Source organism: Ruegeria sp. CL6, assembly GCF_056536465.1.
In genome coordinates this window covers 183,517-207,751 of record NZ_JBQFPR010000005.1, presented here as the reverse complement: position 1 = coordinate 207,751, position 24,235 = coordinate 183,517, and the positions used below count along the sequence as shown (strand labels likewise).

The 24,235-nt window shown below is 51.5% G+C and carries 23 protein-coding genes; 7 read left to right on the top strand and 16 right to left on the bottom strand.

Going from position 1 to position 24,235, the window contains the following annotated elements:
• Positions 1–30 precede the first annotated feature (30 nt).
• Entirely contained in the window at positions 31–600 is a 570-nt protein-coding gene (locus ACR0LH_RS15530; RefSeq protein ID WP_480721623.1) for a LysR family transcriptional regulator substrate-binding protein, read from the bottom strand.
• 12 nt (positions 601–612) lie between these two features.
• Positions 613–903 (bottom strand): LysR family transcriptional regulator, encoded by a 291-nt coding sequence (locus ACR0LH_RS15525; protein ID WP_170698206.1) that lies wholly within the window; start codon positions 901–903, stop codon positions 613–615.
• Between the two features lie 162 nt (positions 904–1,065).
• On the opposite strand from ACR0LH_RS15525, the gene ACR0LH_RS15520 reads away from it, so the two are divergent.
• Positions 1,066–1,332 (top strand): DUF4242 domain-containing protein, encoded by a 267-nt coding sequence (locus ACR0LH_RS15520; protein WP_170418575.1) that lies wholly within the window; start codon positions 1,066–1,068, stop codon positions 1,330–1,332.
• 625 nt (positions 1,333–1,957) lie between these two features.
• Here the strand turns inward: ACR0LH_RS15520 and ACR0LH_RS15515 are convergent.
• The 7 genes from ACR0LH_RS15515 to ACR0LH_RS15485 form a co-directional block, all read right to left on the bottom strand.
• Positions 1,958–2,992 carry an NADP-dependent oxidoreductase gene (locus ACR0LH_RS15515; protein ID WP_170486543.1) on the bottom strand — a complete coding sequence of 345 codons (1,035 nt, stop codon included), beginning with the start codon at positions 2,990–2,992 and terminating at the stop codon, positions 1,958–1,960.
• A 212-nt stretch (positions 2,993–3,204) separates the two neighbouring features.
• Complete coding sequence (locus ACR0LH_RS15510) at positions 3,205–3,762, bottom strand: hypothetical protein (RefSeq protein ID WP_480721622.1); 558 nt, start codon at positions 3,760–3,762, stop codon at positions 3,205–3,207.
• Positions 3,763–3,803: 41 nt separating this feature from the next.
• Positions 3,804–5,528 (bottom strand): amidohydrolase, encoded by a 1,725-nt coding sequence (locus ACR0LH_RS15505; RefSeq protein WP_480721621.1) that lies wholly within the window; start codon positions 5,526–5,528, stop codon positions 3,804–3,806.
• A 235-nt stretch (positions 5,529–5,763) separates the two neighbouring features.
• Positions 5,764–6,261: a DUF3299 domain-containing protein gene (locus tag ACR0LH_RS15500; RefSeq protein ID WP_480721672.1), complete on the bottom strand. Its 498-nt coding sequence runs from the start codon at positions 6,259–6,261 to the stop codon at positions 5,764–5,766.
• 435 nt (positions 6,262–6,696) lie between these two features.
• Positions 6,697–7,524, bottom strand: coding sequence for a hypothetical protein (locus ACR0LH_RS15495; RefSeq protein WP_480721620.1), 828 nt, complete (start codon positions 7,522–7,524; stop codon positions 6,697–6,699).
• Positions 7,525–7,571: 47 nt separating this feature from the next.
• Complete coding sequence (locus ACR0LH_RS15490; protein ID WP_480721619.1) at positions 7,572–7,997, bottom strand: putative quinol monooxygenase; 426 nt, start codon at positions 7,995–7,997, stop codon at positions 7,572–7,574.
• A 148-nt stretch (positions 7,998–8,145) separates the two neighbouring features.
• Entirely contained in the window at positions 8,146–9,888 is a 1,743-nt protein-coding gene (locus ACR0LH_RS15485) for an amidohydrolase (protein ID WP_480721618.1), read from the bottom strand.
• Between the two features lie 145 nt (positions 9,889–10,033).
• On the opposite strand from ACR0LH_RS15485, the gene ACR0LH_RS15480 reads away from it, so the two are divergent.
• From ACR0LH_RS15480 to ACR0LH_RS15470, 3 genes are all read left to right on the top strand, one after another.
• Positions 10,034–10,954: a helix-turn-helix domain-containing protein gene (locus tag ACR0LH_RS15480; RefSeq protein WP_480721617.1), complete on the top strand. Its 921-nt coding sequence runs from the start codon at positions 10,034–10,036 to the stop codon at positions 10,952–10,954.
• A 125-nt stretch (positions 10,955–11,079) separates the two neighbouring features.
• Positions 11,080–11,562: a hypothetical protein gene (locus tag ACR0LH_RS15475; RefSeq protein WP_480721616.1), complete on the top strand. Its 483-nt coding sequence runs from the start codon at positions 11,080–11,082 to the stop codon at positions 11,560–11,562.
• A 199-nt stretch (positions 11,563–11,761) separates the two neighbouring features.
• Positions 11,762–12,778 (top strand): AraC family transcriptional regulator, encoded by a 1,017-nt coding sequence (locus ACR0LH_RS15470; protein ID WP_480721615.1) that lies wholly within the window; start codon positions 11,762–11,764, stop codon positions 12,776–12,778.
• A 42-nt stretch (positions 12,779–12,820) separates the two neighbouring features.
• Here the strand turns inward: ACR0LH_RS15470 and ACR0LH_RS15465 are convergent, their stop codons facing one another.
• On the bottom strand, positions 12,821–13,333 hold the full coding sequence (locus tag ACR0LH_RS15465; RefSeq protein WP_170416127.1) for a hypothetical protein: 513 nt from the start codon (positions 13,331–13,333) through the stop codon (positions 12,821–12,823).
• Positions 13,334–13,801: 468 nt separating this feature from the next.
• Here ACR0LH_RS15465 and ACR0LH_RS15460 point away from each other — a divergent pair, with 468 nt between their 5' ends.
• Entirely contained in the window at positions 13,802–14,242 is a 441-nt protein-coding gene (locus ACR0LH_RS15460; RefSeq protein WP_480721614.1) for a hypothetical protein, read from the top strand.
• A gap of 132 nt (positions 14,243–14,374) precedes the next feature.
• Here the strand turns inward: ACR0LH_RS15460 and ACR0LH_RS15455 are convergent, their stop codons facing one another.
• On the bottom strand, positions 14,375–14,803 hold the full coding sequence (locus tag ACR0LH_RS15455; RefSeq protein WP_480721613.1) for a hypothetical protein: 429 nt from the start codon (positions 14,801–14,803) through the stop codon (positions 14,375–14,377).
• 268 nt (positions 14,804–15,071) lie between these two features.
• On the opposite strand from ACR0LH_RS15455, the gene ACR0LH_RS15450 reads away from it, so the two are divergent.
• A complete protein-coding gene (locus ACR0LH_RS15450; protein ID WP_480721611.1) occupies positions 15,072–15,770 on the top strand; it encodes a hypothetical protein in 699 nt (232 codons plus the stop codon).
• 39 nt (positions 15,771–15,809) lie between these two features.
• On the opposite strand, the gene ACR0LH_RS15445 is transcribed toward ACR0LH_RS15450, so the two are convergent.
• The 3 genes from ACR0LH_RS15445 to ACR0LH_RS15435 form a co-directional block, all read right to left on the bottom strand.
• Complete coding sequence (locus tag ACR0LH_RS15445) at positions 15,810–17,150, bottom strand: mechanosensitive ion channel family protein (RefSeq protein WP_480721609.1); 1,341 nt, start codon at positions 17,148–17,150, stop codon at positions 15,810–15,812.
• A 192-nt stretch (positions 17,151–17,342) separates the two neighbouring features.
• The gene (locus ACR0LH_RS15440) at positions 17,343–18,107 is read right to left on the bottom strand and encodes a hypothetical protein (RefSeq protein ID WP_170416118.1); all 765 of its coding nucleotides are present in this window, start codon (positions 18,105–18,107) and stop codon (positions 17,343–17,345) included.
• Positions 18,104–18,982, bottom strand: coding sequence for a hypothetical protein (locus tag ACR0LH_RS15435; protein WP_170416114.1), 879 nt, complete (start codon positions 18,980–18,982; stop codon positions 18,104–18,106). The genes ACR0LH_RS15440 and ACR0LH_RS15435 overlap by 4 nt, the downstream gene beginning before the upstream one ends.
• 457 nt (positions 18,983–19,439) lie before the next feature.
• Here ACR0LH_RS15435 and ACR0LH_RS15430 point away from each other — a divergent pair, with 457 nt between their 5' ends.
• Positions 19,440–20,957, top strand: coding sequence for a phospholipase D family protein (locus ACR0LH_RS15430; RefSeq protein ID WP_480721607.1), 1,518 nt, complete (start codon positions 19,440–19,442; stop codon positions 20,955–20,957).
• Positions 20,958–21,045: 88 nt separating this feature from the next.
• Here ACR0LH_RS15430 and ACR0LH_RS15425 read toward each other — a convergent pair whose 3' ends face one another.
• Positions 21,046–22,578 carry a hypothetical protein gene (locus ACR0LH_RS15425; protein ID WP_170416110.1) on the bottom strand — a complete coding sequence of 511 codons (1,533 nt, stop codon included), beginning with the start codon at positions 22,576–22,578 and terminating at the stop codon, positions 21,046–21,048.
• Positions 22,579–22,955: 377 nt separating this feature from the next.
• Positions 22,956–23,933, bottom strand: a complete 978-nt coding sequence (locus tag ACR0LH_RS15420) for an autotransporter outer membrane beta-barrel domain-containing protein (protein ID WP_170416108.1) — start codon at positions 23,931–23,933, stop codon at positions 22,956–22,958.
• Positions 23,934–24,235: the final 302 nt, after the last annotated feature.

Here is a 24,235-nt window from a genome sequence, read left to right as displayed (position 1 = left end):
TCCTGGTGCGCAGGGCCAAGCTCGATACGCTTACCCCGGCCACGCAAACGAATGCGACGCCCGCATCAACGCATCCAGAGCAGGGGAATATTTGCGGCCCGGAACAGTGAAGGCGGCGATCGTGCGTTCGACATCCGGTTGAACAAGCGGCCGCTGCATCAGCCCCGGCAGGGTAACCGAATATTCCGGCATGAACGCAAACCCGATACCTGCTGCGACCATTGCCTGAATCCAGTCCTCACGCTCGGAACGGAAACGCGCATAAAGTTCCACGCCCTTCGTCTGGCAAACCGACATCACCATTTCTCGCAGCTCACAGGCCAGTCGGTCCACGTAGTTTTCGCCCGACAGTTCTTTCAACGGAACTGAATTGAGCTGCCTCAATCGATGATCCGGTGAAAAAACGACAACATACCTCTCGGTGTATAGGGCATGTGCCCGGAATTCTTCCTCAAGCTCGTTTGTCAATGTCATGAAGGCAACGTCGATTTCCCCCTCGACCAGCATGTCCTTCAGCTTTGAGGCGCTCGCTTCATTGACCGACAGTTCCAATCCACTGTGACTTTTTTCAAATTGCGCCAGAAAACGGGCGAGGCGCACGTGGCCGATCGTTTAAAGAACACCCAGCCGTAATGGTACTTTTTCCAAAAGCCTGAAGTTCTGGGCCAACATCCGAGTCGCGGCGGCCTCGTCAACGATGTGCTGCAGGTGCGGCAACATCGTTCGGCCAAAATCGCTGATCAGGATTTTCCGGCCTTCTCGATGAAACACCTGTGCGCCAAGCTCAGCCTCAAGCGACTTTACCCCTTTGGTAAGGGCTGGTTGGCTCACATTACACTCTGCCGCAGCCTTCGTGAAATTCAGGTGTTTGGCCGCAGACAAAACATATCTGATCTGAGACATCTCCATCTTTGGGACCTCTCTTTTCCGATGTCAGTCGGCCAACAGGATACACGTTTTTACTCAAACCTGGAGTTATTAAGCCATAAAGGATCGGTAGTTCCCTCTTTCATAGCCCCGTGGTGCAATGGAGCCATCGGTTTCACAGGACAGAAAGGAAGAACAATGTCTGTTTTCATGGTCGAAAGAAACCTCAAGGGCATCAGTATGGAAGACCTTGGCGCAGCCCAGCAAGCGGCGATTGGCACCGCAGCACGCATGACCGCAGATGGCGACAAAATAAGCTATGTCCGATCAACTTTTGCGCCCGAGGACGGCCGCTGCATGTGCCTGTTTGAAGGCGAAAGCGCCGAACAGGTTCGTCGCCTGAACGACACGGCCGGGCTGCCGTATGACAAGGTTGTGGCGGCGATGGATTTGACCCCGCAGTAAATCGGAATTGGCAGTCAGACCCCTAGTGTTTTCAAATTCAGCCGGATGATGCACTCTATCCCAACCACCAAACTGGAACGGAGAGTCCAATGCGCTGCCAGGCAAGGATGCTTTTGTCGGTCGCAACCATCTTTCTGGCGGCGTCCGCACAAAGCGGCGTTGCCGCAGATTGCGCTGGCACAGGCGGGGTCGCAGTGGATATTCGCGGAACCACCGTCTGTGCATTTGCCGGGGACTCCTGCCCCAACGGGTGGAGCAATTACCAGTCCTTGAAACAGTGGGTTCCAAGAACATGTGGCGGCACCCAATGCACCGGAAAAGATGTGTGCACAACCCGACAAGGCTGGTCCCGCTCCATTCCAAAGTGCATCTTTGAAAGCGGCAGAAACTCTCAGGGCGATTGCACAAGAAGGAATGAGTGTCAGGCGCAGAAAGTGCGGCGCACAGCGTGCGTCAGAAACTAGCAATCCACTTGTAGCTTGGTTTCCCTGAATGCCCTGCTCTGCACAATCGGACATCACAATCGGATAATGCCGGCTGCATCCAATATCAAAGATCTAAGGATGTTCCCGACCGAAAAAGGATGACCCAGTTCAGGTTTCACTCAACAGGGTCATCCGTCATTTCAGGATCCCACGTTTACCACCATTTTACCGAAGTTACCGCCCTGCAACAGTTGGTTCAGCGCCTCTGGAGCGTTCTCCAGACCTTCGACCATATGCTCTTTGTACTTTACCGAGCCATCTTTGATCCAACCCGTCATGTCGCGACTGAATTCGTGATACACAGATTGCGGAAAACTGTCGAAGATGATGAAACCCTGCATCTTAACCTTCATCCGCAACAGGGTTCCCATGATATTGGGTCCCATATCGGGTCCGTCAGGCAGGTCAGTCAGGTTGTACCACGCAACTATGCCGCAGACAGGAATGCGTGCGAACGGATTCAAAAGAGGCAGAACGGCATACAGGACTTTACCACCCACGTTCTCAAAATAGACGTCGATACCCTCAGGACAGGCCGAGGCAAGCTGTGCGGCAAAATCATCAGCACGGTGGTCAATACACGCGTCAAAACCCAGATTTTCGACGACATGTGCACATTTGTCTGCCCCGCCTGCAATGCCGACAACCCGACATCCCTTGAGCTTAGCAATCTGCCCTACCGTAGCACCCACCGGGCCGGCAGCCGCTGCGACAACTACTGTTTCACCTGGCTTCGGCTCTCCGATCTTGAGAAGACCCGCATATGCCGTGTAGCCGGGCATACCCAATATCCCCAGCGCCCAAGACGGATTTTGGGGCGACTTGCCAAGGTTGATAACTTGGGTTCCGTCGGAAATCGCATAGTCCTGCCAACCACTCCCGGACAGAACATAGTCGCCCGGTTCAAATCCATTGAGGTTAGAGATGACAACCTGCCCAACCACCTGGGCGGTCATGACCCCGCCTATGGCAACGGGTTCCGCATAGGATTTGGCATCATTCATCCGCCCGCGCATATAAGGATCAAGTGACAGAAAAACGGTACGAACCAGCATTTCACCTTCGCCAGGTGTCGGCACTTCGCTCGTTTCCATCCGCAGCGTGTTCGCATCAGGCAAGCCTACTGGACGCTCGTTCAGAACAATCCTTCGGTTGGTTTCGGCTGTCTGGGGCATCTATTTCTCCTTATGGTGCTACGTGTTGGTCTAAATCGCATAAGTGCTGTTCGTATTGCACGACCTACTATTAGTGACCGGTTTGAGCGGGCACTGACAAGAACTAAAAGGACTGAGAGAGTTTCACGGCACCCGACGCCGAACTGCATTTCGTGCCCGGCATCGATAGCCCTGCTTTGTTTACCCCAATAGTTCTCAACACATCACAAATTTCAAGGTTTGTACGAAGCCTCGGTTATCCCTCCAAAAACCGCCGAGAGGGCATTACCGGCTTGAGGCTGGGAAACAATCAAAAGCTCGTTTTCGACCATCGCGGCGAAGTCCAGATCGTGCCGCCAACCTGAATGAAGCACGTTTACAGTTGTCGTAACGTCGTAGTCTGAAATCGTTTTCAGCTCGGCAGCCGCCAGAACTTCGGGTGCGCGGTCTCCGCCGTGGAAACGTATCGCGGCAACTTCGATTGCCAGCAGGATCGTAAGTGTGTCTCCGTCCTGCAAACTAGAAGCAACCGACGGCGCCATTTCCTGCGCGAGCTGGTTTAGGGATTGCACTGACCAGGAATGATAGGAAATACCGGGCCGCCTCAAATACGGCCTCGCTTGGACCAATCCTGAGGAGCGCGCCTCCATATCCGCAGTAAAAGCTACCTTTGCCTCCGGGTGACGCTCGAAAAGCATGGCCCATTGCAGTGGATTGCCACAGGCAATCGCCTGGCTCGTCAATCCAATCACCAAACTTGTCGCAAGCAAGGTTCTTAGAATGTAGGTCACTTCAGTCCTCCTCCCGAAGTTGGCTTTTCATCCCGGGATATTTACTGTTTCGTATGATCCCAAGTTATGTTGCCATCCATGATGGTATAGAGCACATCGACTTCCGAAATGTCGTTCGGGTCGATGTCGTAGAGGTTTTGGGACAAGACGACCAAATCGGCTTTCTTCCCGACTTCCAAGCTGCCGATCTCGCTGTCCAATCCCATGCCGTATGCTGAATCTATGGTATGTGCACGCAGCGCTTGGTCGAGTGACATCTTTGCTTCATCGCCGCCAAGGGGGGCTATGTTTTTACGACCGTCCAGAGTGCGCGTGACACCGGCTTCTATGGCTGCAAGCGGCCGGTACTCGGACACGTAGCCCGAAACGGGCCAATCTGACCCGAAAGAGAACTTTCCACCCTCAGAAAGAACGCGTGTCGTCGGAAAGGCGAGGTCTACGCGCTCTGGCCCCACTCTGCTTGTTGCTATTGATTGCATCAACGGATCAAAACTCATCCAAGCGCCCGAAGAGTCGTATGTGACACCAAGCTGACCGAAACGCGCGTAATCGTCCGGATGAATGTAAACTCCGTGGGTGATTTTGTGACGCCGATCCCTTTGCGGATTAACCTCGATTGCGGCTTCTACTGCGTCAAGAAGTCTGCGAACAGCAAGGTCTCCGAAACAGTGACAGGTCACATCGACCCCAGCCGCATCTGCGCGGATAACGGCGTCCTGCATCACATCGTAGGGGATAATGGGCTGTGGGACATTTTCTGGTTTGTCAGAATAGGGTTCGACCATGAGCGCGGTCCATTTGTCATCGCCACCATCCATGTTGATCTTGAGGTATCGCGCCTTAACAAGGTCGGAATTAAACTTCTCACGCAATTCCAGGGTTCCTGGCAGCGGATCGACATTGCCGTCATTCCAATAGTACGAACCAACAACCCTGAGAGGCAAATCTCCTGCGGCTTCAAAGTCGGTCAGCATTTGAAACCCTTCGTCCTGACCCATGCCTTGAATGCCATGGTCATGAATCGAAGTGATACCGGCAGCCGCGAAACGGTTTATCCAAACCTCAACGCCGTCCTTCATAAACTCAGGCGAGATTTCCATCAGCGCCGAGAGAACCTGAAGCTGCGCGGGAATTTCCACGATCCAACCGGTCGGGTTTCCTTCTGTGTCGCGTTCAAAGAACGAAAACCCCGGGACCGTGTCTGGTGTATCCTTGTTAACACCCGCAAGTTCCAAAGCCTTGGAATTTGCCCAAGCCGCATGGCCATCGATCGCCCAAAAGTAAACCGGACGTTCAGACTCGATTTCGTCCAGCATGGCCGCCGTCGGATTCCCTTCAGTCCACGGATTGAAGCGCACACCGTACCCAAGAATGAGGTCATCCTTGTTCGTCTCAACTTCTTCGCGGATCAACGCGAAAAGCTCATCCTTGTCATCCGTTTGTAAATCCACACCCAGCATGATGAGACCACCGGCAACGGCATGAATATGACCATCCACGAATCCCGGCAGCACCATCGCACCGCCAAGGTCGATAACCTCGGTTCCCAGCCCTATGACATTTGGAAGACCTTCGGCATTGCCCACATAGACAATTTCTCCATCTTCTATTCCGATGGCTTCGGCGACTGTCCCGCTTTCGTCCATTGTGTGGATCGCGCCATTTATCAATGCGTAATCAGCGGTTGGATTCTCACGCCCTGTCTGCGCTGAAACTGCAGTCGCCAGCAGGCTTGAGGCGGCGGCCAAGAGTACCGTGCTACGCATGAATTACTTACTCCCCATTATATCAATTGGTTCTGACAAAGAATGAGACACCAAGCATTTATTGGCCGCTGGGATCTCCGGTAAGATATCGTGAAACATCAAAATTTCCAGCGTTCAGGTCCAAAGCTGTTCCCTTCCTTTGCTTTGGTCGTTTTACCAACGGACAAACCCAGAGACACGGGCATGGGCTTGAATCCCGAAACGACTTGGCCGGAAACTTGATTTGCCAACACACCTAGCCATCGAAAGAATGAACGCTTCGAGCCTCTAGGCCGTAGTTTGACTCTACCTTCAAAGCGCCATCGTAGAATGACACATCGCTTAGCCGTTCTTCTGCTTGTAACTCGCCCTCAATCCAGAATGCTTCAAAGATCGAACTGAACTCGACACCCTCAGGGTAAACAACGTGAATGACCTGATTTGGAGGTGGCGCTGGCGTATGAACGCAAGACCCGGCAACAGGCACGAAAAGAAACTCGGTCACAACACCGCCGCTAAGTGTCAGTGGGACGATATAACCTGGAATTCGTATTGTTTTGCCGAGGATATTCGGATTTGGGCCACGGCCATTCGCACTGTTTTGGGCGATGATCTTGCGGCGCTCTCGCATGAGATTTTCCACGTCAACATTGTGCCTGTTCAAAAGGGCAATTGCTGCTTCATGCTCGGCTAAAAACCCCTGATCAGAGCGCTCTGATACACTAGAAGTCCGCCAGCGCACGTGTGTCCGCATAGCTTCCAATTGCGGAGCGGGCAGTGACGCAAACGGCAACTCGAGGGATTTGAGCGGAGGCAAAAGTACCTGCCAGTTGACTGCTAAGTGACTTTGAGAGGTCAGGTCTATGCCGGAAATACCTGAACTGGACGAAGCGTCTATCTGGTGCGTACCCTGGTTAAACCTCGGAGCGCCCGAAGGTGAGCCCCCAGTCAAATACTGAACAGTTTCAGCAAGGCCAATCCGTGGAGATACCTGCAAAAAGATGCATAGAACCAGTGCAACAAGGCCGCGGGCCACTTTCGAGTATCGGTTACATTCTGCCATTGCTGCTTCCTCAAACATGGTCTGCGAGGCGGGCACTGAATCCTTGGGTTGAATCACATTCCAACTTAGCTATTTTCGTGGCCTTGCAGCCAGAGATGTCTGGAGTTCTGGCGAGTTTGTTGCCGCTCAGAAAAAGAACGAAAGGCCAATTTTGACTTGCCGGTCTGGACCACCGTCAGGTCTACGCTCCAAAAAATAGTACCCCAAGCTTACATCCATAGCCGTCCCCTCGGATTCATTGATTATTGACGTCTTGCCCACAGTTAAACCCAACGGAACCGCCCATGCTTCGTCATTTCCCAAGGCATTCCAGTTGTAGGAAATCACGTTATTGTACCCAACGTACCAACCTTCGCCCAACCCGTAGGTCAGAATTGGCTGCAGGATGCTTACGCTAAAGTCGTCTTCGCCCCACATGTGCGCGACCACTGCTCCCCATGAGAGTTCGCCCGCCTGCCCAAAGACCACAAATGCAGGTCCAGCCCCCCAACCGGCACCGGCCAGCGCATCATTTGTGTGGGTCGGCATCGAAACCTGCAGGCCATATCCGAGTGCAATCCCGCTCGCGCCCGGTGTCGGCGCATAAAAGGCCTGTACCGTTGAATCGCCTATGCCCCAAGTCAGGTCATCTTCGGGTGAAGGGTCGACGATGCCAGGCGGCAGAACTGCACCTGGCTGCACACCTTGAATAGGGATGATCCCGCGCAACACAAGTGATGCACTTTCAAGTGGCACCGAGTAAACCGGCTGAAGCTGAAAGTTATAGCTGTCCTCGTCATTTGTGCCGGTCCTGAAAGCGATCGTGTTGTCCGTCATGAGCGCCTTTGTGTCTGCCAGCGGGTTAGCCGCCTTTCGAGCGGCCTCGCATGCGGCGTCACACGCGAAAACACCATCCGGGCGTACAGTAAGCGCTCCTAGGAAAAGCAAGACTAAAATGAAAATCCGAATATTCATGAACAATCCCGTTTTGACTTAGTTCCTGTTTTTTTGGTGCTTTCAGGCTATTGAGGGCGGTCCTGCGCCACGCCTGCAACGGGTTGGCCGATTTCCGCGCCAATGCCTTCAAACAGCCTTTGCTGGTCTTCTGAAAGCTGTGAAAGGGTGATGATCCGTTCAAATTGTGCCAGTTCCATCAGCTTTGGCAGATACGGCTCAATAATCGTCTCGTGCCGTGCATGAGCTGCGGCATCCAGATAGCGTTCATAGCCATAAACCGTTTCGCCAACCCGAGCGAACTCATAGACCAATAACCCATCATCTGCGGCAGACGCGGCGACCATCTCCTCAGCCAATGCGTCGAACGCTTGTGTGTTTTCATCAAGCACTTTCAGGACAGCTATAAAGGCGACTTCACCCGCGTGGGCAACAGATCCTGCCGACAGGCCCGCGACAATTGCCAGAGTAGTCAGGTTGGGTCGAATTTTCACTTCAGCCTCCTTTTACGAGTTCCATCCGCCCCCCAAAATTTGGGTCTGATTGGAAAACAACAGGGTCGTGGGACTGTTTCCAAGGGCAGCATCAGGGCTCCACAAGAGCAGCTAGCGCATCAATGACGCGCTGGTCGCCATTTGGGTGTCAGATACCGTCACGATGTGTGAACCGCCCATCCATCAGCGTACCCAACACTTTGATGTTCGAGATTTCACGAGGTTCAACGGCAGTAATGTCCTGATCCAGAACTACGAGGTCGGCGTACTTGCCTACTTCGATCGAACCGATCTTGTCTTCCATCGCTTGCTGCGCGGCAGGATAGATTGTGACCGCCTTCAGCGATTCCTCCAACGACGCCGGTTTGCGCGACAGTGGGAAGGGCTTGCTGTCCGGATTCAGCGGGTCCTGCAATGTCATTGCAATTTCAACATTCAGAAGCGGACCTATCAAATCAATCGGTGCGGAGGGGACATCCGAGGAAATCGAAACATTGTGCCCCAGTGCCATCAACGAGGAATAGCGGGCAAAGATGGCTTCCACCTTTGCACGCCCCAACAAATCCAACGCATTTACATCCTGAGCTTCCCAATCAACGTGGAAAAGCGGCGTGGTATTTACCATAATTTCGTTTTCGATAACGGTTTCATGGTCCTGATCCGACACCCAGAAATAGTGGTGCAAAAGGTTGTTGGGGACGTCATATCCCGCGCCGCGCGCGGTCATTATCGCCTCGACCGTATTGCGAACCGTTTGTGATCCGTCGACATGGGTGCCCACCGGCAACCCATTCTGGTTAGCTTGCAAATACACCGAAGTTATCATGGGACCTTCAATCGCAGCCGCCCCGCGCGTCGCGGACCCGTCAGCGTAATCGTCCAACATCCACGCTGTTTTTGAACTCCAGTTCCCCTCGGGATGAATCTTGATGCCCCAGATGCGTAACATGTCGCTGTCGTATTGCTCGCGCAGCTCAAGTGTGTGCGCGACAATGTCGTCGGCAGTTGCCGTAGGGTCCTTAAAGCCGGTTGCAACGAATGTACGGATCGAAAGTTCGCCGTTCTTCTCTAGTTCGTGCAGATGTGCAAGCGCCAGTTTCTCGTCATCCTTGACCAGCGACAAATCCGTAACCGTTGGCATAGCCATCAAGGGTACGTGAACCGCCGTAATTCCGGTTTTGACAGCTTGATCGTATAGGTTTTTCTGGATGTCAGGAATTTCCCCTGCCGGGTCCCAAGCGCCGGCATTTCTAAACGCCGCCGCCCATTGGAATTCGATACCGATTCCGGTCTGATTGCCCTCAATATCGCGCTGCCAGAACATAACCCCTGGCACCTGGTCTTCCTCGTCAGGACTGACTTGTCCGGCTTCAAAGGCTTTGGAATTCATCCAAACGTCGTGGATGGTGAAATCCAGGATAAAAACCGGGCGGTCGGACACCACTGAGTCCAGATCTTCTTTGGTGGGCCATCCCCCATAGGCAACCTGATTGAAACCATAGCCGAGGATCAATTCTTCGTCGGGGTTCGCGTCAGCGTATTCTTTGATCTTAGCCAAAGCCTCATCCAGCGTTTCAATTCCGAACAGACTGACCCCTCGCGACGTCCAGCCCGACGCAACGATGTGATCGTGGCCTGACACAAAGCCCGGCAACAGGGTATCGCCGCCCAAGTCCAATACTTCGGTGTTGTCACCTATCAACGCCTCAGCGCCCGCGACATCCCCGACATAGCTGATCTGATTACCTGTAACGGCGACGGCCTGGGCCGTTGGCGCATCGTCATTCATGGTCAAGACCGAAGCATTGGTAAAAACCAGGTCTGCCACCTGTGCAAAAGAGGCCGAGGTTGTCATCAACAGAACTGCAACAGAGCAGGAGAATTTTCTCATGGGAATCTCCGAGAAGTTTAAAAAGGATTTCTTATGCTTGGGATCAACAGTGTAGCATAAGCTTGAAGTTGGCTATCCGAATTGTGCAAACTAACTTAAATTTTGAACCCATCTCACAGACACAGGGTGAAAAGTCCGAGGCGTCATGTTGCAAAGCGTTCAGATTCACTCGTTTGAAAATCTTCCCGTCTACACGGACGTCGAGTTCAACGCGACAGTGCTAGACCCAAAGGGGCCGATCGTGACCTGGGAAAGCGCCCCGTTCGACAATTTTGGCATACATATTGAGACATTCCATTCGCGCGTGCGCTATCACGAGATTCAGCACCACGACACGATCTACTATGGGCTATTTCTTCCGCAGGGTGATCCCGTCCGGTTTCAAGGGGTTTTGTATCACACGCCATTTTTGGTCTGTTGGCACGGCCTGCGACCGACAGAGTTTGACTACGTTGTTGAGGCCGGAACACGTGTGTTGATGCTGGAAGTGCCTCGGGCAGTTTCCAATCAGCGCGGCTGGGCGGACTTCAAGACACCAATTCGGTTGGCCAAATCAGAAACACTTAATGACTACGTGAATGCTTTGGAGGCTACCCTTGGTCAGGGAATGTCGAAGTCTACAATAAATCAGACACAGATTTTTAGTGCGCTTTCTCAGAAACTTGAACGCCTTACGGGTGACTTGCTTTTCCGCTCTGGCAAGGCGGACGTTTCCAGTTCATCGGACGAGGGGCACTGGAAGATCGTCACTGCCGCAGAGGAGTTTCTGATGGATAGTAGCAATCCGGGAATAACTGTTCAGACACTTTGCCACTTTCTAGGAGTACCCAGACGATCCTTATACGCCGCGTTCGAGAAACAAATGGGAATTGGCCCGAGCAAATTTCAGACGCTGGTTCGATTGCACCGGCTCAGATCTTTGCTTCTTGAAACGTCATATGAAAATGGGGTCGTATCGAAACTGGTTGGGGAAGCTGGCTTCAATCACCTTGGCAGAACATCCGTCGCCTACCGTCAGTTCTTTGGAGAGACGCCGATTGAAACGGCCAAGCGCGCCGGAAAGTAGAAAAGTTATACTTACATTTCAAAGTACTATATCACTTTCAAACCGTTATCATACTGTAAACCACCTGCTGGCGGCCTCACTCAACTCCAATATCTGAATTGCAGAAACAAGCGTGGAGCAATCAGATGTCCAACTACAAAAAGCTAGTAGCGTTGCAGGCTCTTTATCCCTCAACCATAGCCGCCGCTCAGGATCTGGTCCTGCGGACTGCAGAATTGAAGCGAACGCGGGAAAACCAAATCCATATCGACCTGAACGGTTCTTCTACTGCTCAAGTCGCGTTTGAAAACGCCGTGAAGGAAACTCTGCTCTGGGCTGCGCGTGAATCACGCAAAAATAGTGCCGAGCGACTTTTCAAGTTCACAATGAGTATTTTCGCTCAGTTTTCGCTGGAGAACCCAGGCTGGTACAAGGTGCTTCCCGAGATATCGGATTACCTTTTGGATCTCACCAGCGTGAAGACGTCGCAACTTGACGACGCGGTGGAGCAGGCACAAAGAGAGCTTTTGGCCAAAAATCAGATGAATGAGGCACCGGGGGACTATCACGTTATCTTTCCCATGACAGCAAACGCTGCTCCATCCACCTCTGGCCACGCCGTTCACTAAGGCGTGCCGATGTCTGAAAATCAACAAAACTGCTGCAAACTTTGCAGCAGTTTTATCGTCTGCAACAGCCGTTGATTGGAACACCCACCATGTCTGCGTGAAACTCTGGCAAAGAGCCGCCAGTTTGCATGTCAATTGTCGCCAACGATCAGATGAGTATTATTCGACGCTAGAACCACGCGCATAAAAGGAAATGCTCATGGGTATCGACAACGCTTGGCTACGACATTTTTCCCGAATGTTTCAAGAAAGGGCATCAGACACCCATGTGTTTGAAACTGTGTTGCACGAGTCGGGTTTAACGCCCAGTGACCTGAATGAGCCATCGAGACTTATTGATCCCTACAAAGAAGGCCAATTTGTCCGTCTGGCTTGCGCTCAGTTAAGCACGCCCGCATTTGCGACAGTCGCCGGGCTTGGCTTCAATTCACCACGTGACATCGTTTGGTACATTTTGAAGTATTCCCAGAACCTTAGGGAAGTGATCGAGAATGCTTCACACTTTGGCACGCTAACCGACGACACCATCTCTTATGTTTTGGTTGTTTCAGGAAATCATGCTTCGCTACAACTGCAGATTATTGACGGAGGTCTCGCCAAATTCCATCGTCGGACAGAGTTCCTGATCTTCTCGGCAATTGCTGTAATGCGCATGGTCACGGACACCCAGCTCTATCCATTGGAGGTTCGGTTTCAGCACGTGGTAAAGGCGGCAGGGCCTGACATACAAAAAGCAGCCGGATGCGTCGTAACCTTTGGCTCGGAAAAAACCGAGGTTATCCTGCCGCTTTCATCTCTCGATCTTCCAATTCCAAGCTACGATCCCGCCCTCAAAGAGCATTTGATCAACTATGGGGAAAGCCTGCTGAAAGAGAAAGTCGGTCGAAAATTGGGAATCCGCAACAGGGTCGAAGCTCAACTATTGAACGAACTGCCAGGTCGAATTCCCGACCTGCAAAATGTAGCAACCGGCCTGGGGCTAAGTTCGCGATCGTTGTCCCGACGCCTCAGCGAGCAAGGTTTGAGTTTTCGCCAAATTGTCGATGACATTCGGTGCGATCTTGCCCGGACGTATCTGAAAGACGGTTTCTCTATAGGCGAAGTTGCGTTTTATCTCGGCTTTGCTGGACAGGCTGCTTTCTCGACGGCTTTCAAGCGCTGGACGGGCTTATCACCACGGCAATTTCAACAGCAAAATACTGTAGTAAGGAACTGACTTTAAGCCCGCCTTCAATGCAGAGGTACGCCAGTAGCTCAGTTAGTGAGGCGACGAAACTTGAGTCACCGCACAGTCTGAAATCCGGGGCGCTTTCCACAATACAAACTCGTTCCTGCCATAGTCGTCGATGACCAGGGCAACCGCGTGTTTGGGGATCTTAGTTTCGAGCACGACCGGAGTTGTGTTTGTCGCGCGGCCACACTTGAGTGCATAGTCTAAGGCAGCCTCAAAGCTGTTGGTCCAAGACAAGCCAACTTCCTTTCCCAAGCTTTGACCGCGATAAATCGGGATTTCTCTGGGAAGCAGGCGCCACTCGGTGGTTGGCTTCCAGCTCGATTTCCGGTTCTCTGCACCCATCGCGTGAACAAACATGGTGTGATTGATTTTTTCAAATCCACCCCACAAATTTTGCAGCAATGGCCAAAAATCCCATCTGGAAATTTCGTTTTCCAAAAGCAATTCAACGACGGCGTCTGCACGTTGATCAGCTTCATAATGCCTATTCAAATGCATACTGAATACTTCAACTGCACTAATGGACTCGGTCTTCATGACTGGCGCTCCAACTTTGTCTCAACTACTGGCATCGCACTCTGCTAAGTGCTTTGCTTTAATATTGGAGTCGACCTTCCTGTTCCTCATTCGACAACGAGCCAAAGTTTTTGTTAAACCTGCCAAGCTGGGGGCAATGTACAGTTCTAGCATGACGGAACACTCTACGTTCGATTCCGAAAGTGTGCGTCAAATCAAATTCATTGCTCAATAGTCGAGTGCGGCCTTGGAGCCTGAGAAACAGGACTGTCAATGAGGAGAGAGTCTGAAACTGCTTTTCCCGACTGCCTATTGCTGTTTCCCAACAATCAAACGAGACTTCCACTAAGATTGTCCTGCTTACGCGAAAGCCCTAGGATGCGGGACAGCTTCAGTTCGCGCCCATCAAATTCTGATTGGAAATGGACCGGTTAAATGACAACTGGAAAATCAAGACGGATAGTGCCACGACGACCCGCGACACTTGTAATGGCCGCGATCGGAGCAAGTTTGTTTTTGCTTTTTCTTTCTCGCGATCTTCCTGACGGATTGGGTGATGATTGGGCAAAACAGAATTTTGGATTGGTCGCGCGCTACGTGGTTGCGATGACGCTGGGCGGGGCTTTGATGGGGTATTTGCTTGCCCCTATGTTCGGACATTCAGGCGTTGGAGGGTACGCCTTGTCACTCGTAGGTGGGGTTTTAGCAACGCTCATTGCCGGTGCAATCGGTAGCCTTTTTGGTCTGTTACCCGACTTGCTATCTGATGGCTGGCAGTCCAGCGACCTCATATCAATATTATTTGGGTTCGCTGTTTTACCGCTCGCTGCGGCTGAAAACTTCGGATCATTGTTGATATGGCTTGCGATGGTCGTTGCGGCCCATGTTCTCTCTGTCTTTGAGCGCAAAAAGAAAGCGGTTTACGTCTGAAGCCTGTTGAGTTTCTTGAACTCCAAAACGCACCGCTTTCAGAAACCTGTTGGATGACCCAGAATCCTTAATATTTCTGCTTAGCAAGGCCTACAAACTCGTGGCGAGGTTTGTCAGGTTCAATTGGGTCCGTCAAAAACGGTCAACCGCTTTCGTCGCGCCTTGCCCAACAAGGTGAGGCAAATCGCTTTGCACCTTTTCAATCGCGGCGGCCAGCATGGACACACTATTGGTGCAAGTGTTCTGAAGGTAGCTTTTGATATCTGTGACGACATCGTTCCAACTTGGACAAGCAAGCGAGAACTGAGACAGGAAATTTTCGGTGAACTTGGACAGTCCCTCGACGCTACCTTCGCGTGCTTCAAAAGCGGCCCAGTACAATGTGTCACTAAGCGCATCTTCAAAGGCAATCTGCGCCCTGTCGACGCTATTCAGTTCAAACCAATCGTTGTGAAACCTGACCTGTTGTAGCTCTGTGGCTCTCAATACCAAGTTATGAGCAGACGCTGTGGTCAAAGGATATCTACTGCGCAACAACTTCAAGACTTTGAACTGTGACATGTCTCCCTCCTCTCTCTTTCACGAAAGGGAAATATGTAGAGACACGCGTGCGGGACATGTGCTTTACGGTATCCAAACGGTTAACGTTTCACACGAAATGTTGGCATAGATGGCTATTGGCCCATTGGTATTGGAGATTCCAATCTAGGGGCACTAGTCTTTGCGTAGCATAGAGCTTTGTTCAGTTTTGCAACACTGGCGCCAGACTAGGAAGATCGTCAAATCCTGTTCCCGGCGACGCTATGCTAGGACAAAAAGGTGTTGATGAATGAATGATGTGTGGATCGTTTCAATACCTATCTTGCTGGTCGATGTGGTGAGCCCAGTCCTTTTGGCAGCGACTGCTATAGCGTTGACTGGAAAGAAGCCGATTGCGAGTAGTCTTGCGCTGGTCTTGGGTCATACAACTACGTATTTTCTGGTTGGAGTTCTGATTGTCTATGGCTTGGCCGAGTTCATCACGCCGGTAGTGGACTTTGTCATTGATACGTTTGTAAATCCGATACCCATTTATTTTGTCGTCGGTTTTCTGCTGGGGATCGTTTTATTGGCCATTGCCTTGTGGCTAAGTGTAAATGCTTCAATGAAAAAACAGGCTGGGAAGTCCGAAGCCTTGCAACAGAAAGATGGAATTCTGTCTTCATTTGTTATGGGCGCGAGCATTTGTGTAATTGGGATTCCGTTCGCCGTCCCATACGTCGGCTTCATCAATGAAATGTACCGTTTCAATGTTCAATCGAAACTTGTTGGATTGATCGCCTACAACCTGGCTTTTGCAGTTCCATTTCTCGCCATACCGTTGGCCTATAATTTCATGGGCGAGTCGGTACTCAATAGCCTGAAATGGTTCAATCAATTCATCAGCAACACCGCGTCCTGGTTTCTACCCCTTTTGTTTGGTCTCTTGGGGTGCGCCTACATCGTGGACGCGATCAAGTATTTTCTAACTGGGTCCGGGTTAGTCTGATCGACGCGTTGCAAACTATGTTTGGTTCTGCAACGCGTTTCAGTCTGATCCTGATGGCTCCTGTCGGGTGTGAACATGCACATCCATCTGTGGATACGCTATGAATATTCCTTTGTTTTGCAGGCGCGTTTTTCCGATCTCTGTCAGATCCCATTGTACATCCCAGTAATCGTCGGTTCGCACCCAAGGCCGGCAAAAAATATTGACTGATGAGGGTCCCAACTCGCCAACAAAAACACGGGCTTCTGGGCTTTTTAGACACCGCTTGTCTTCCTCCACCATCTCGTAGAGGATCGCCTTAGCGGTCTCGATGTCATCTTTGTAGCCAATTCCAAATACAAGATCGACGCGCCGCACGCGGTACTTGGTAAGGTTCTCCATCGAACCCTGCCAGATAGACTGGTTTGGAATCTGAATAAGGCGATTGTCAAAAGTTCTAAGTTTCGTTGAAATCAAATTTACGTCGATCACGGTTCCAATAATCTGGTCGACCGAAATGATATCACCCTTCGCGTAAGGGTTCGTTGCCTGAAGCAGAAACCCACCAATCACACTCTGAAACAGGTTCTGCATCATGAAGGCCAATAGAAATCCGAACCCCCCGATGACGGCAGTGGTGACCCCGATGTTCACACCAAGCCCCCACAGAGCAAAAAGGAACCCTATGAGAAGAACACCCCAGCGAATTACATTTGGGACAACCACCGCTGCGACTTCATTTCCCTCGTCACGAGCGCGAAGCCACTTGTCAGAGGCTCTTTTCAAAGCTCCCCCAAGAAAGAAGGCTACAGTTAGAACTGCGATCGCTTGAATAAGTCCGCTTACAACCCGGAGCCCCCCCTTACCTGATCTTACCCAATCCCAAGATAGATGTGCTATCGTAGTCCACTGGTAGGACAACAGGAGTTCGCCAATGAAGCCCTTGATGAAGTCCTGGTGCTTCTTCACTTCATCTTTCGGCCCACCTTTGCGCGCCAAGGCATAAACAACAATTAGGTAGTTTTGAAAATAGCCAACGTTCTTCTGGTTGGTCGCTTTGATTTCCGCAACAATATCAGGAAATTTGTCCTCTCCTACGGTATCCAAACGGGTTACATCCGCAGCTATTCTAGCAAGGTTGGTTTGGACACGGCGCTGCCAGATATCTGCAACTTCCTTAAGATCATCTGCGCCCAAAGCAACTATGTGCCGAGCAAGAACGTCTTCCGGGACATCTGGATCACTCGAGATAACGATTGAGTTTTGATAGGGGTCTGATTGAGCCAGTTGTTGTGCTCCAGCCACCCCAAAAAACGCAGTTGAAAGCAACGCCGCGGTCAATACCGCAGCTATTGTTGAGACTGTTGTCCTCGCGACATCCCGCAGATTATTTTTCTTCATGTATTTGCTCGCACGGTCTCGGTCCAATCTCGCAATCAGCAACCTGGCTTCTGCAAGGTTTCCCGTCGCGTCGGCCAGACCTTTGGATTTGGGGCGAAGCCCTTCAACATATCAATATCCAAAAATGGAAGAATAATTCCACAATTCGGACATCTTAACATAGTGGAAGCCAACCCTGGCGAACTGAATGGTTTATGGAGGCCCCGGGATAACACCCTCTTCTTGTAGTACCTGCAGTATTCCAATGATCGTGGTCGTGCTGGTATCAATGGATCCCTTTAGGTAGGCTCCCAGTCCGCCATCTCCTATTTCGCGGGGACCGCCTGCTTCGTACACTGGGTCCAACGGCTCGAATTCCTCGGGGAAGGCCGGGCAAAATGGCCTTTCTCTTAAAAATCGCCCCGCGACCTCAAGCAAAATAGCGCGCAGAGCCTCAACATCTTCGACAAACCCTTCAATGTCTCTTAGATGCTCAAGCGGTTGAACGACCGCATCCACAAGCTCGTATGTAACGCATTTCTCACTAAACCGGGCCGTGGCGGACGCGGAAAAGCCGAATATCCATCTGTCCGTAGGTTCGCCGCGTGCAAAGATGTTCTCTCTTGTTTTCGTGCACTCGTAGAACTGCGTATCAAGCTTTCCACTGAGAGAGACGACTTCGCCTTGCACGTCAATCATAAACTCACTGAGCTCGGTTCGGCTTCCACATGTGTCCGAGATAGGTTCTTCTGCAAGGAGGTCGGGTAGACGAGCCTGCAAGTCACTAAAGTCAAGCACAGCCTCGACTCCGACACGTGTCGGCGAAACCGCTGTCATTACCACACTGAGACCGTATTCGATTTCCGTTGTACCGACGATCAGCGTGTCATCTATGTCAAATTCGGCTTCCTGGGCGACGGACGCAGAAAAGAGGCAAATGCCACCAAACAGAAACGCCGCAAACTGAGCGTGTTTCATTGTTGCCCCTCGATAATGTCGCTCAGCTCCATTACGCTGAGCAGGTTTACAAGTGTGGACGCATCCGTTTCGATTGACCCTTGAATTTCAGCACCAACCCCACCCTCGCCTATTTCAAGCGCTTGCACGAGTGTGGCTTTCGGTGACACCGGCTTTAGCTCCTCAGGTATGGCCAAACAAACCGGGTTGGCATCAAAGTATATCTCGGCTTTTTCCAGAATCTCGGCGCGCGCGCTATCAATGACACCGAACAACCTGGCAAACGCTCCGGTAATTCCCCGCGGGTCCAACTCAAGCTCGACCAAAGAAAAGCGCACGCATTGGTCTGCGACGAAGGCTTCTAGTCTGGCTGTGGTGTCGATTTCTTGTGTCAGCCAAGGGTTGCCACGCTCGTCACCTGATGAAGTCTGGTTACATGAAAAAAACCGAACAAAAATAGTCCCACGCAATTCGACGTGATTTTCTATCGCCTCAGTTTCGATAACCTGAACCGCCACTTCTCTCGAGCAGGTACTGTCATAGACCCCCGATGCCAACTCTGGGAACCGTGCCTGAACGGTCCTGAGATCAGCCATTGCATTCACCTGCAAACGGGTTTCCGAAGCGGGGCTCAAACCGGCATAAAATGCGACCTTGAAACTCTCGGTGCCAATAGGCACCTCGCTGGGTAGAAGAAACTTAATGTCGCCGGCATATTTTGAAGGATCAATTCCTTCTCCATTTTTTGCGGCGACCAATAGTGCCTGAGAATTCAGTGCACCTGACGGTTTAGGTCTGTCGCCTTCACACGCAGAAAGCAGATTGAGCAAAAAAAATGAGAAGACCAAGATCAGGGTTGCTCGAAAGGCTTTGCCGAATTTGACCAGGCCAACCAACCGTCAACGTCCTTTTTTCCTAAATCCCTTTTTAAATAAATAGTTGATAGTCATTGATCAGTCGAGAAAATTCGCAATCCCACCGCCCTACCCCGTCGGGCTTCGACATCAATTAACTCTGAGAGTCATGGCAATTCTTTCAGACTAAAGTCGCCACAATGCTGTCGGCAAAAATGGATAAGTTTTCCCTCAGTGCAGACAGCATTCCTGTGCGAACGTTTCCATCTAAGAATAGACTCCGGCACATACGACAAATGGCCAACACTCTACGTCAGCTCGACGCTATAGCTTTTATTGGGAACTTGACCCGTATTGCTGACGCGATGATTGACTAGCAGGTGTCGTGGCTTAAAAATGTAGAAGGCATAAAGACTTGAGCAAATCTCATCCCTCAGCCGGAATTTTCTCAGATCAGCCGCATTCGCCACAACTTTGCTGAGGTCAAACAGGAAGACCAATGAGGATCGTTCGGAAACTCTTACTTGGGTGTGGTTTGATGTTGGCTATTGGCGGCTGCACCTATGTTCCATTCGATACACCAAAAGAGAATTCCTTCGCTATTCCGGCAACCGGAACCAACGCCGAACGAGTTGCGGCAAAGCTTACTGGGCTGGATAAAGACGTCGTAGCAATGGCCCCCTTGTACGATGGCAATGACGCGCTGGGGGCTCGATTGCGAATGATCGAAAGGGCGGAAAGCTCCATTGACCTGCAAACGTTTTTAATCAAACCCGATTTAGCCGGGTCGCTGATATGGCTCGCCCTTTATTCCGCCGCTGAACGTGGTGTGAAGATAAGGTTGTTGTTGGACGACGTTTTCACCACAGCACAGGACGATCAGATAGCGTCCTTGAACGCGCACCCCAATGTGGAAATTCGCGTTTTTAACCCGCTGTCTCGAAACAGTACCGTGGCTGTTAATTTCCTGCTGGACTTTTCCAGGGTGAACCGACGAATGCACAATAAGGTTACTATCACAGACGGCAGTTTCGCGATTGTCGGCGGCAGGAACATCGCGGACGAATATTTCAGTGTCGGGACACAATACGACTTCGCCGACTTCGATCTGTTTGTAGCAGGCAAACCAGTCCTAAAATTGTCAAAGGCGTTTGACCTGTATTGGAATGACGCCTGGTCCCTACCATTTTCTGCTATCCACGAGGGAGACCTGACCCCTCTGACCGAAGCATATGAACAGTTCCAGAAACGCGCCCTCGGAGAAGAAGTGGCCACTTATGAACGGGCTTTAGGTTCTGAATACCTCAGGCAGCTCGTGAATGGTCGGGAAACCGTGTATTTTGGCCGGGCAAAGGTTGTGGTTGACGATCCAACGAAGCTCCGCTCGCGTTCTGGAACGGGCCCATATGTCGTTGGGGATGCCTTTTTCAACAGCCTGCGTCGCGCGAAAAGCAATATTAGACTGGTCACTCCTTATTTTATTCCAGAGGAGTACGGCGCGGAGTTTCTTGAAAAACTTGTCGAAAACGGCATCGATGTTTCGGTAGTGACAAATTCTCTTGCATCAACCAACCATCCCTACACGCACGGCCATTATGCCCGGTACCGCAAACGGTTAATCAACGCGGGAATTGATTTCTTCGAGGTCCGCTCCGACGCGGCGACTTCAGACTTGAACGGTGGAATTCCGCTCACCTTGCACACTAAAATTGCAACGATTGACGAGACTTATGTTTTTGTAGGTTCCGCAAATATTGACCCAAGATCCATTCGACAGAACTCGGAAATCGGTATGCTAATTCGCAGCCCAGGCCTTGCCAAAGATATCAATGCGCAATTGGATGCTGCTCTGCCGAACAATACTTATCGGGTATCTGTCGGCGACACCGGCAAACTACAATGGGAAGACACTGCGTCTACGAAAAGCGAACTGCTTCCCCGTGAACCGAAGGCAGGTTTTTGGCGTAAGTTTGTAGCCACGGTATCGGGTTGGCTGCCCATCGAAAGTCAGCTTTGAGGAAATGAAGATTTAGTACCTCAACCACATGACGTTGAAAAGCTAGCCGTCCAGTGGTTATCTGATACCGCAGCCCTTTCACCGCAATCTAATGCAAGTGTTTCATGCCTTCCCGCAACAAGTCCACAACACCAGTCGCATAGGGGAGGTCCGCAAGATATTCGTCGAGCGTAAACTGATCGGTTGGAAAGTTTGACAAAGCATCTTGTGCCAACTCAACCTCGCCTGCCAGCCCGTGGACGGCTGCGATCAGCAGCCAGTCACCCGCGTTCTCACGGGCGTCAATCCTACGTACTTTTTCTGAGGCTAAAACGTAGTCCCCGTTTTCGACGTCCTCCAGACACAGGGTGATATTGGTCCAGATTGGCAACAGGGGATTAATTTCCAAAGCCTGCCTAACCAATTGACTGCCAAGCTTGATATCGCTGACAAGCGCCAACCATGCTCCAGCCAACGCGATCAACAACGCACCGTTGGGATTGGCCTGAATTGCCGCACCCATCAGGCGGTCGAACCGTGAATTGTCACCCGCCATCTGCGCGTAAATTGCAGCGGCAAACAAGGCTTCTTGGCATTGAGGTTCAAGCGCCACGGCCTTTTCTGCATGGGTCTGTCCCAACTCCCGAACCGCACTCAGGCGTTTTTGACCGAGTGCAACTTCTTCCACATAACCCAGCGCAATCAAGGCATGCGCCAAACCACCGGTTTCGTTGTTTGCCGTGGCATTCCGCGCAAGGTCTATCATTTGCTGCAAGCTGCCCGATCTGGAGGTTCGCAGGTGAGCATGGAAGGCCAGCAAAGCCTGATAGACCCCTTGCCCAGATGGCGCGCGGTTGGCGAAACGCTCTGCTGCATCCGTTGCGACTACGCCATAGGCGTCAGCTATTTTCACGGCACAGTTTCTCGCAACTTCTTCCTGAAACTTAAAGCTATCCGTCTCATCTGGCCTGAAGTCACACCGGTCGGACCACAAGATAGAACCCTCATCAGCCCTTTTGAGTTGCACAATCAGACGCAGACTTTTCTGGGCGTCCCTCACAGTACCATCCAGAACATAGTCACAACGCGGTACGGCTTGCGCCGAGTTTTCGCTGAAAGGCGTATCGCCATACCCGGTGAGAACACGGATATGGGTAAATCTTGCCAGCTCAAGCCCCAATTCCTCTGGGAAACCCTCGCGCAATAATCTGGCAGGTGGCGTATCCGAGCCTGAAAAGACACCGATTCCCAAAACAGGCCATCCAGGATCGTTCTCCGGCGATTGCCCTTCCTGTTCCCTTTCAGAATTCGCTTCAAAATGAGGACGATACTGCCCCTTGGGGATCGAAATACGAAACGGGTCAGCACCCCCTGAAGTCAGATAATAGTAATCCAGAGATTTTCGCAGCTTGACGGCCTCGATCCGTACGATTGGATCGACATTGGGATCGAATTCGGCACCTCGCCCAAAGACATCCATGGCCAAAGCGGTTCCCCTCAACTCCTCGCCACGACCTTCAAGTTCACGTTGAACAAGATGCTTTAGAAACGATTTCGTCCTCGCACTGCCTTCAAAATCCTTGGATGCTAAAATGCGTTCCAGTTGCTCTAGAATATCCGCTTTGTCGACATTTTCCGGCACGGCTATTCTCCTGCTTGGTCACGTCACAAAGTTTGCCAATGTAGAATACTGTAAAGCAACATGTAATTTCCTTTCGCCAAGCCTTTCCTATGCCCACCTGAGTACCATCAAAGAGACTATTTAAGACCGAAGGAGGCTTTGAATGACTCACAGATGGACGATAGCAGGAATTGTCACCCTGGCGGCATTGGTTACGGCAGTTTCCAGTGCGAATTCAACGGACTTGCATCAAGACAATGCGCCCCGAACTCACTATGGTGGACCGGTCCAAAACACTCGCAACAACCAAGCCACGCCCACCAGCGGCGGCACTGCGGCGAAAGCTATTTTTCACCCGGTGGACGTTCAGGATAAAACTGGATGTCCAGCACAGGATCTCAGAATTTTATGGCTACACCGACTGAGTACCCCTCAATATTGTCGCCCTTCGCAACACGTGCCATAACGCGAAACTCTTCGATCCAGGCCGAGTCATTTCTGGACAGGTCCAGTTCTATCCCTGCACCCAACTGTGCAAGCCACTCACTGTCCAAAACGATTCCCTGGTCACCTGGAAGATAAGAGGCCGAAACTTCACCAACCCATCGCGTAGGCTGGGAAAACACCCGCACACCCGTCGACACTCTGACTCGGGACCAAGCTACGGTCGAAATTGCTTCGGCCTGCCCAACAAGATCGGCGTCCATAGGTTCAAGAATGATATGCGTATGTCTAAATCGCAGGTCGAGCTCGTGGTTACTCGCCCAACGGCGATTATATTCCGCAACCAATGAACCGCCATATCCCAGTGCCGTTATGCCCCCGTCGCTCAGAAAGTCCAAATCATCTTCGAGGATAATGTTGACCAACTGGGCAGCAATGGAACTATCACTTTGAACTCGGCCGATTGAAAAATTGACCATGGGGCGAATTTTCCAGCCCTGGCTTATATCAAATTGCCAACCCACCCCGCCGGTGGCGGCAATACTTGTCCAATAGGACGGTATGTCTGTGTTTGTGCCGCCCTCGGACAACAAGAACACCGGGTCATAATTGGTGAACCCAACGTATCCTTCAAGGAAAACCGGAACGTCGCTCGAAACTCTGAAGCCGCCACCGATTTGGCCACCTCGAAGGTCATAGTCGTCGCCATTTTTTACATTCTTGTCTAACAGGAGGACACTTGCAGATTCATTTGGCGCGGCCGAGATACCCAAAATCGCAAGCGCGCCTTTAACATTATCGCGCACGTCGAACCCACTCCCGTCGTCAATCGATTGCGCCGATGATGGATCTGCTACAGCCATCAAAACCACGCCAATCAACGCCAACTGCTTCAAGCTGTTCGTCAATTTCCCCACTAGCGCAATTCGCATAGACGTCCCCATAGCAGCCCAAGAGTACCTTTGAACCTAAAACACACCTGCAATTCGGCCTTCTGATCGGCGCGGAAGCATTTGAGCCAGAATCCAAACCAAGAGGCAACATCACAAGAGACGCCGGGTTTATCTGTGGCGATTTTGCATCCTGTTGAGAGGGCTCACCAAGTCGCAGAGACTTACCCTTCCAGCACACCTCAGGTCACCAAAGATCATTACTCCACTGGCCCCACCGCTCTCAAAACGGCGTATTCTACAACTTATGGATGTCGAACGTCGCGCTTATTGGTGATCGACAG

Bases quoted from the DNA above. Each gene is read 5' to 3' on its own strand.
- ACR0LH_RS15430 (WP_480721607.1), top strand. From the start codon at position 19,440: ATGAGGATCGTTCGGAAACTCTTACTTGGGTGTGGTTTGATGTTGGCT.
- ACR0LH_RS15460 (WP_480721614.1), top strand. From the start codon at position 13,802: ATGGCCGCGATCGGAGCAAGTTTGTTTTTGCTTTTTCTTTCTCGCGAT.
- ACR0LH_RS15495 (WP_480721620.1), bottom strand. From the start codon at position 7,524: ATGAATATTCGGATTTTCATTTTAGTCTTGCTTTTCCTAGGAGCGCTT.
- ACR0LH_RS15420 (WP_170416108.1), bottom strand. From the start codon at position 23,933: ATGCGAATTGCGCTAGTGGGGAAATTGACGAACAGCTTGAAGCAGTTG.
- ACR0LH_RS15515 (WP_170486543.1), bottom strand. From the start codon at position 2,992: ATGCCCCAGACAGCCGAAACCAACCGAAGGATTGTTCTGAACGAGCGT.
- ACR0LH_RS15445 (WP_480721609.1), bottom strand. From the start codon at position 17,150: ATGAAGAAAAATAATCTGCGGGATGTCGCGAGGACAACAGTCTCAACA.
- ACR0LH_RS15475 (WP_480721616.1), top strand. From the start codon at position 11,080: ATGTCCAACTACAAAAAGCTAGTAGCGTTGCAGGCTCTTTATCCCTCA.
- ACR0LH_RS15450 (WP_480721611.1), top strand. From the start codon at position 15,072: ATGAATGATGTGTGGATCGTTTCAATACCTATCTTGCTGGTCGATGTG.
- ACR0LH_RS15505 (WP_480721621.1), bottom strand. From the start codon at position 5,528: ATGCGTAGCACGGTACTCTTGGCCGCCGCCTCAAGCCTGCTGGCGACT.
- ACR0LH_RS15455 (WP_480721613.1), bottom strand. From the start codon at position 14,803: ATGTCACAGTTCAAAGTCTTGAAGTTGTTGCGCAGTAGATATCCTTTG.
- ACR0LH_RS15470 (WP_480721615.1), top strand. From the start codon at position 11,762: ATGGGTATCGACAACGCTTGGCTACGACATTTTTCCCGAATGTTTCAA.
- ACR0LH_RS15465 (WP_170416127.1), bottom strand. From the start codon at position 13,333: ATGAAGACCGAGTCCATTAGTGCAGTTGAAGTATTCAGTATGCATTTG.
- ACR0LH_RS15480 (WP_480721617.1), top strand. From the start codon at position 10,034: ATGTTGCAAAGCGTTCAGATTCACTCGTTTGAAAATCTTCCCGTCTAC.
- ACR0LH_RS15525 (WP_170698206.1), bottom strand. From the start codon at position 903: ATGTCTCAGATCAGATATGTTTTGTCTGCGGCCAAACACCTGAATTTC.
- ACR0LH_RS15440 (WP_170416118.1), bottom strand. From the start codon at position 18,107: ATGAAACACGCTCAGTTTGCGGCGTTTCTGTTTGGTGGCATTTGCCTC.
- ACR0LH_RS15520 (WP_170418575.1), top strand. From the start codon at position 1,066: ATGTCTGTTTTCATGGTCGAAAGAAACCTCAAGGGCATCAGTATGGAA.
- ACR0LH_RS15500 (WP_480721672.1), bottom strand. From the start codon at position 6,261: ATGCGGACACACGTGCGCTGGCGGACTTCTAGTGTATCAGAGCGCTCT.
- ACR0LH_RS15485 (WP_480721618.1), bottom strand. From the start codon at position 9,888: ATGAGAAAATTCTCCTGCTCTGTTGCAGTTCTGTTGATGACAACCTCG.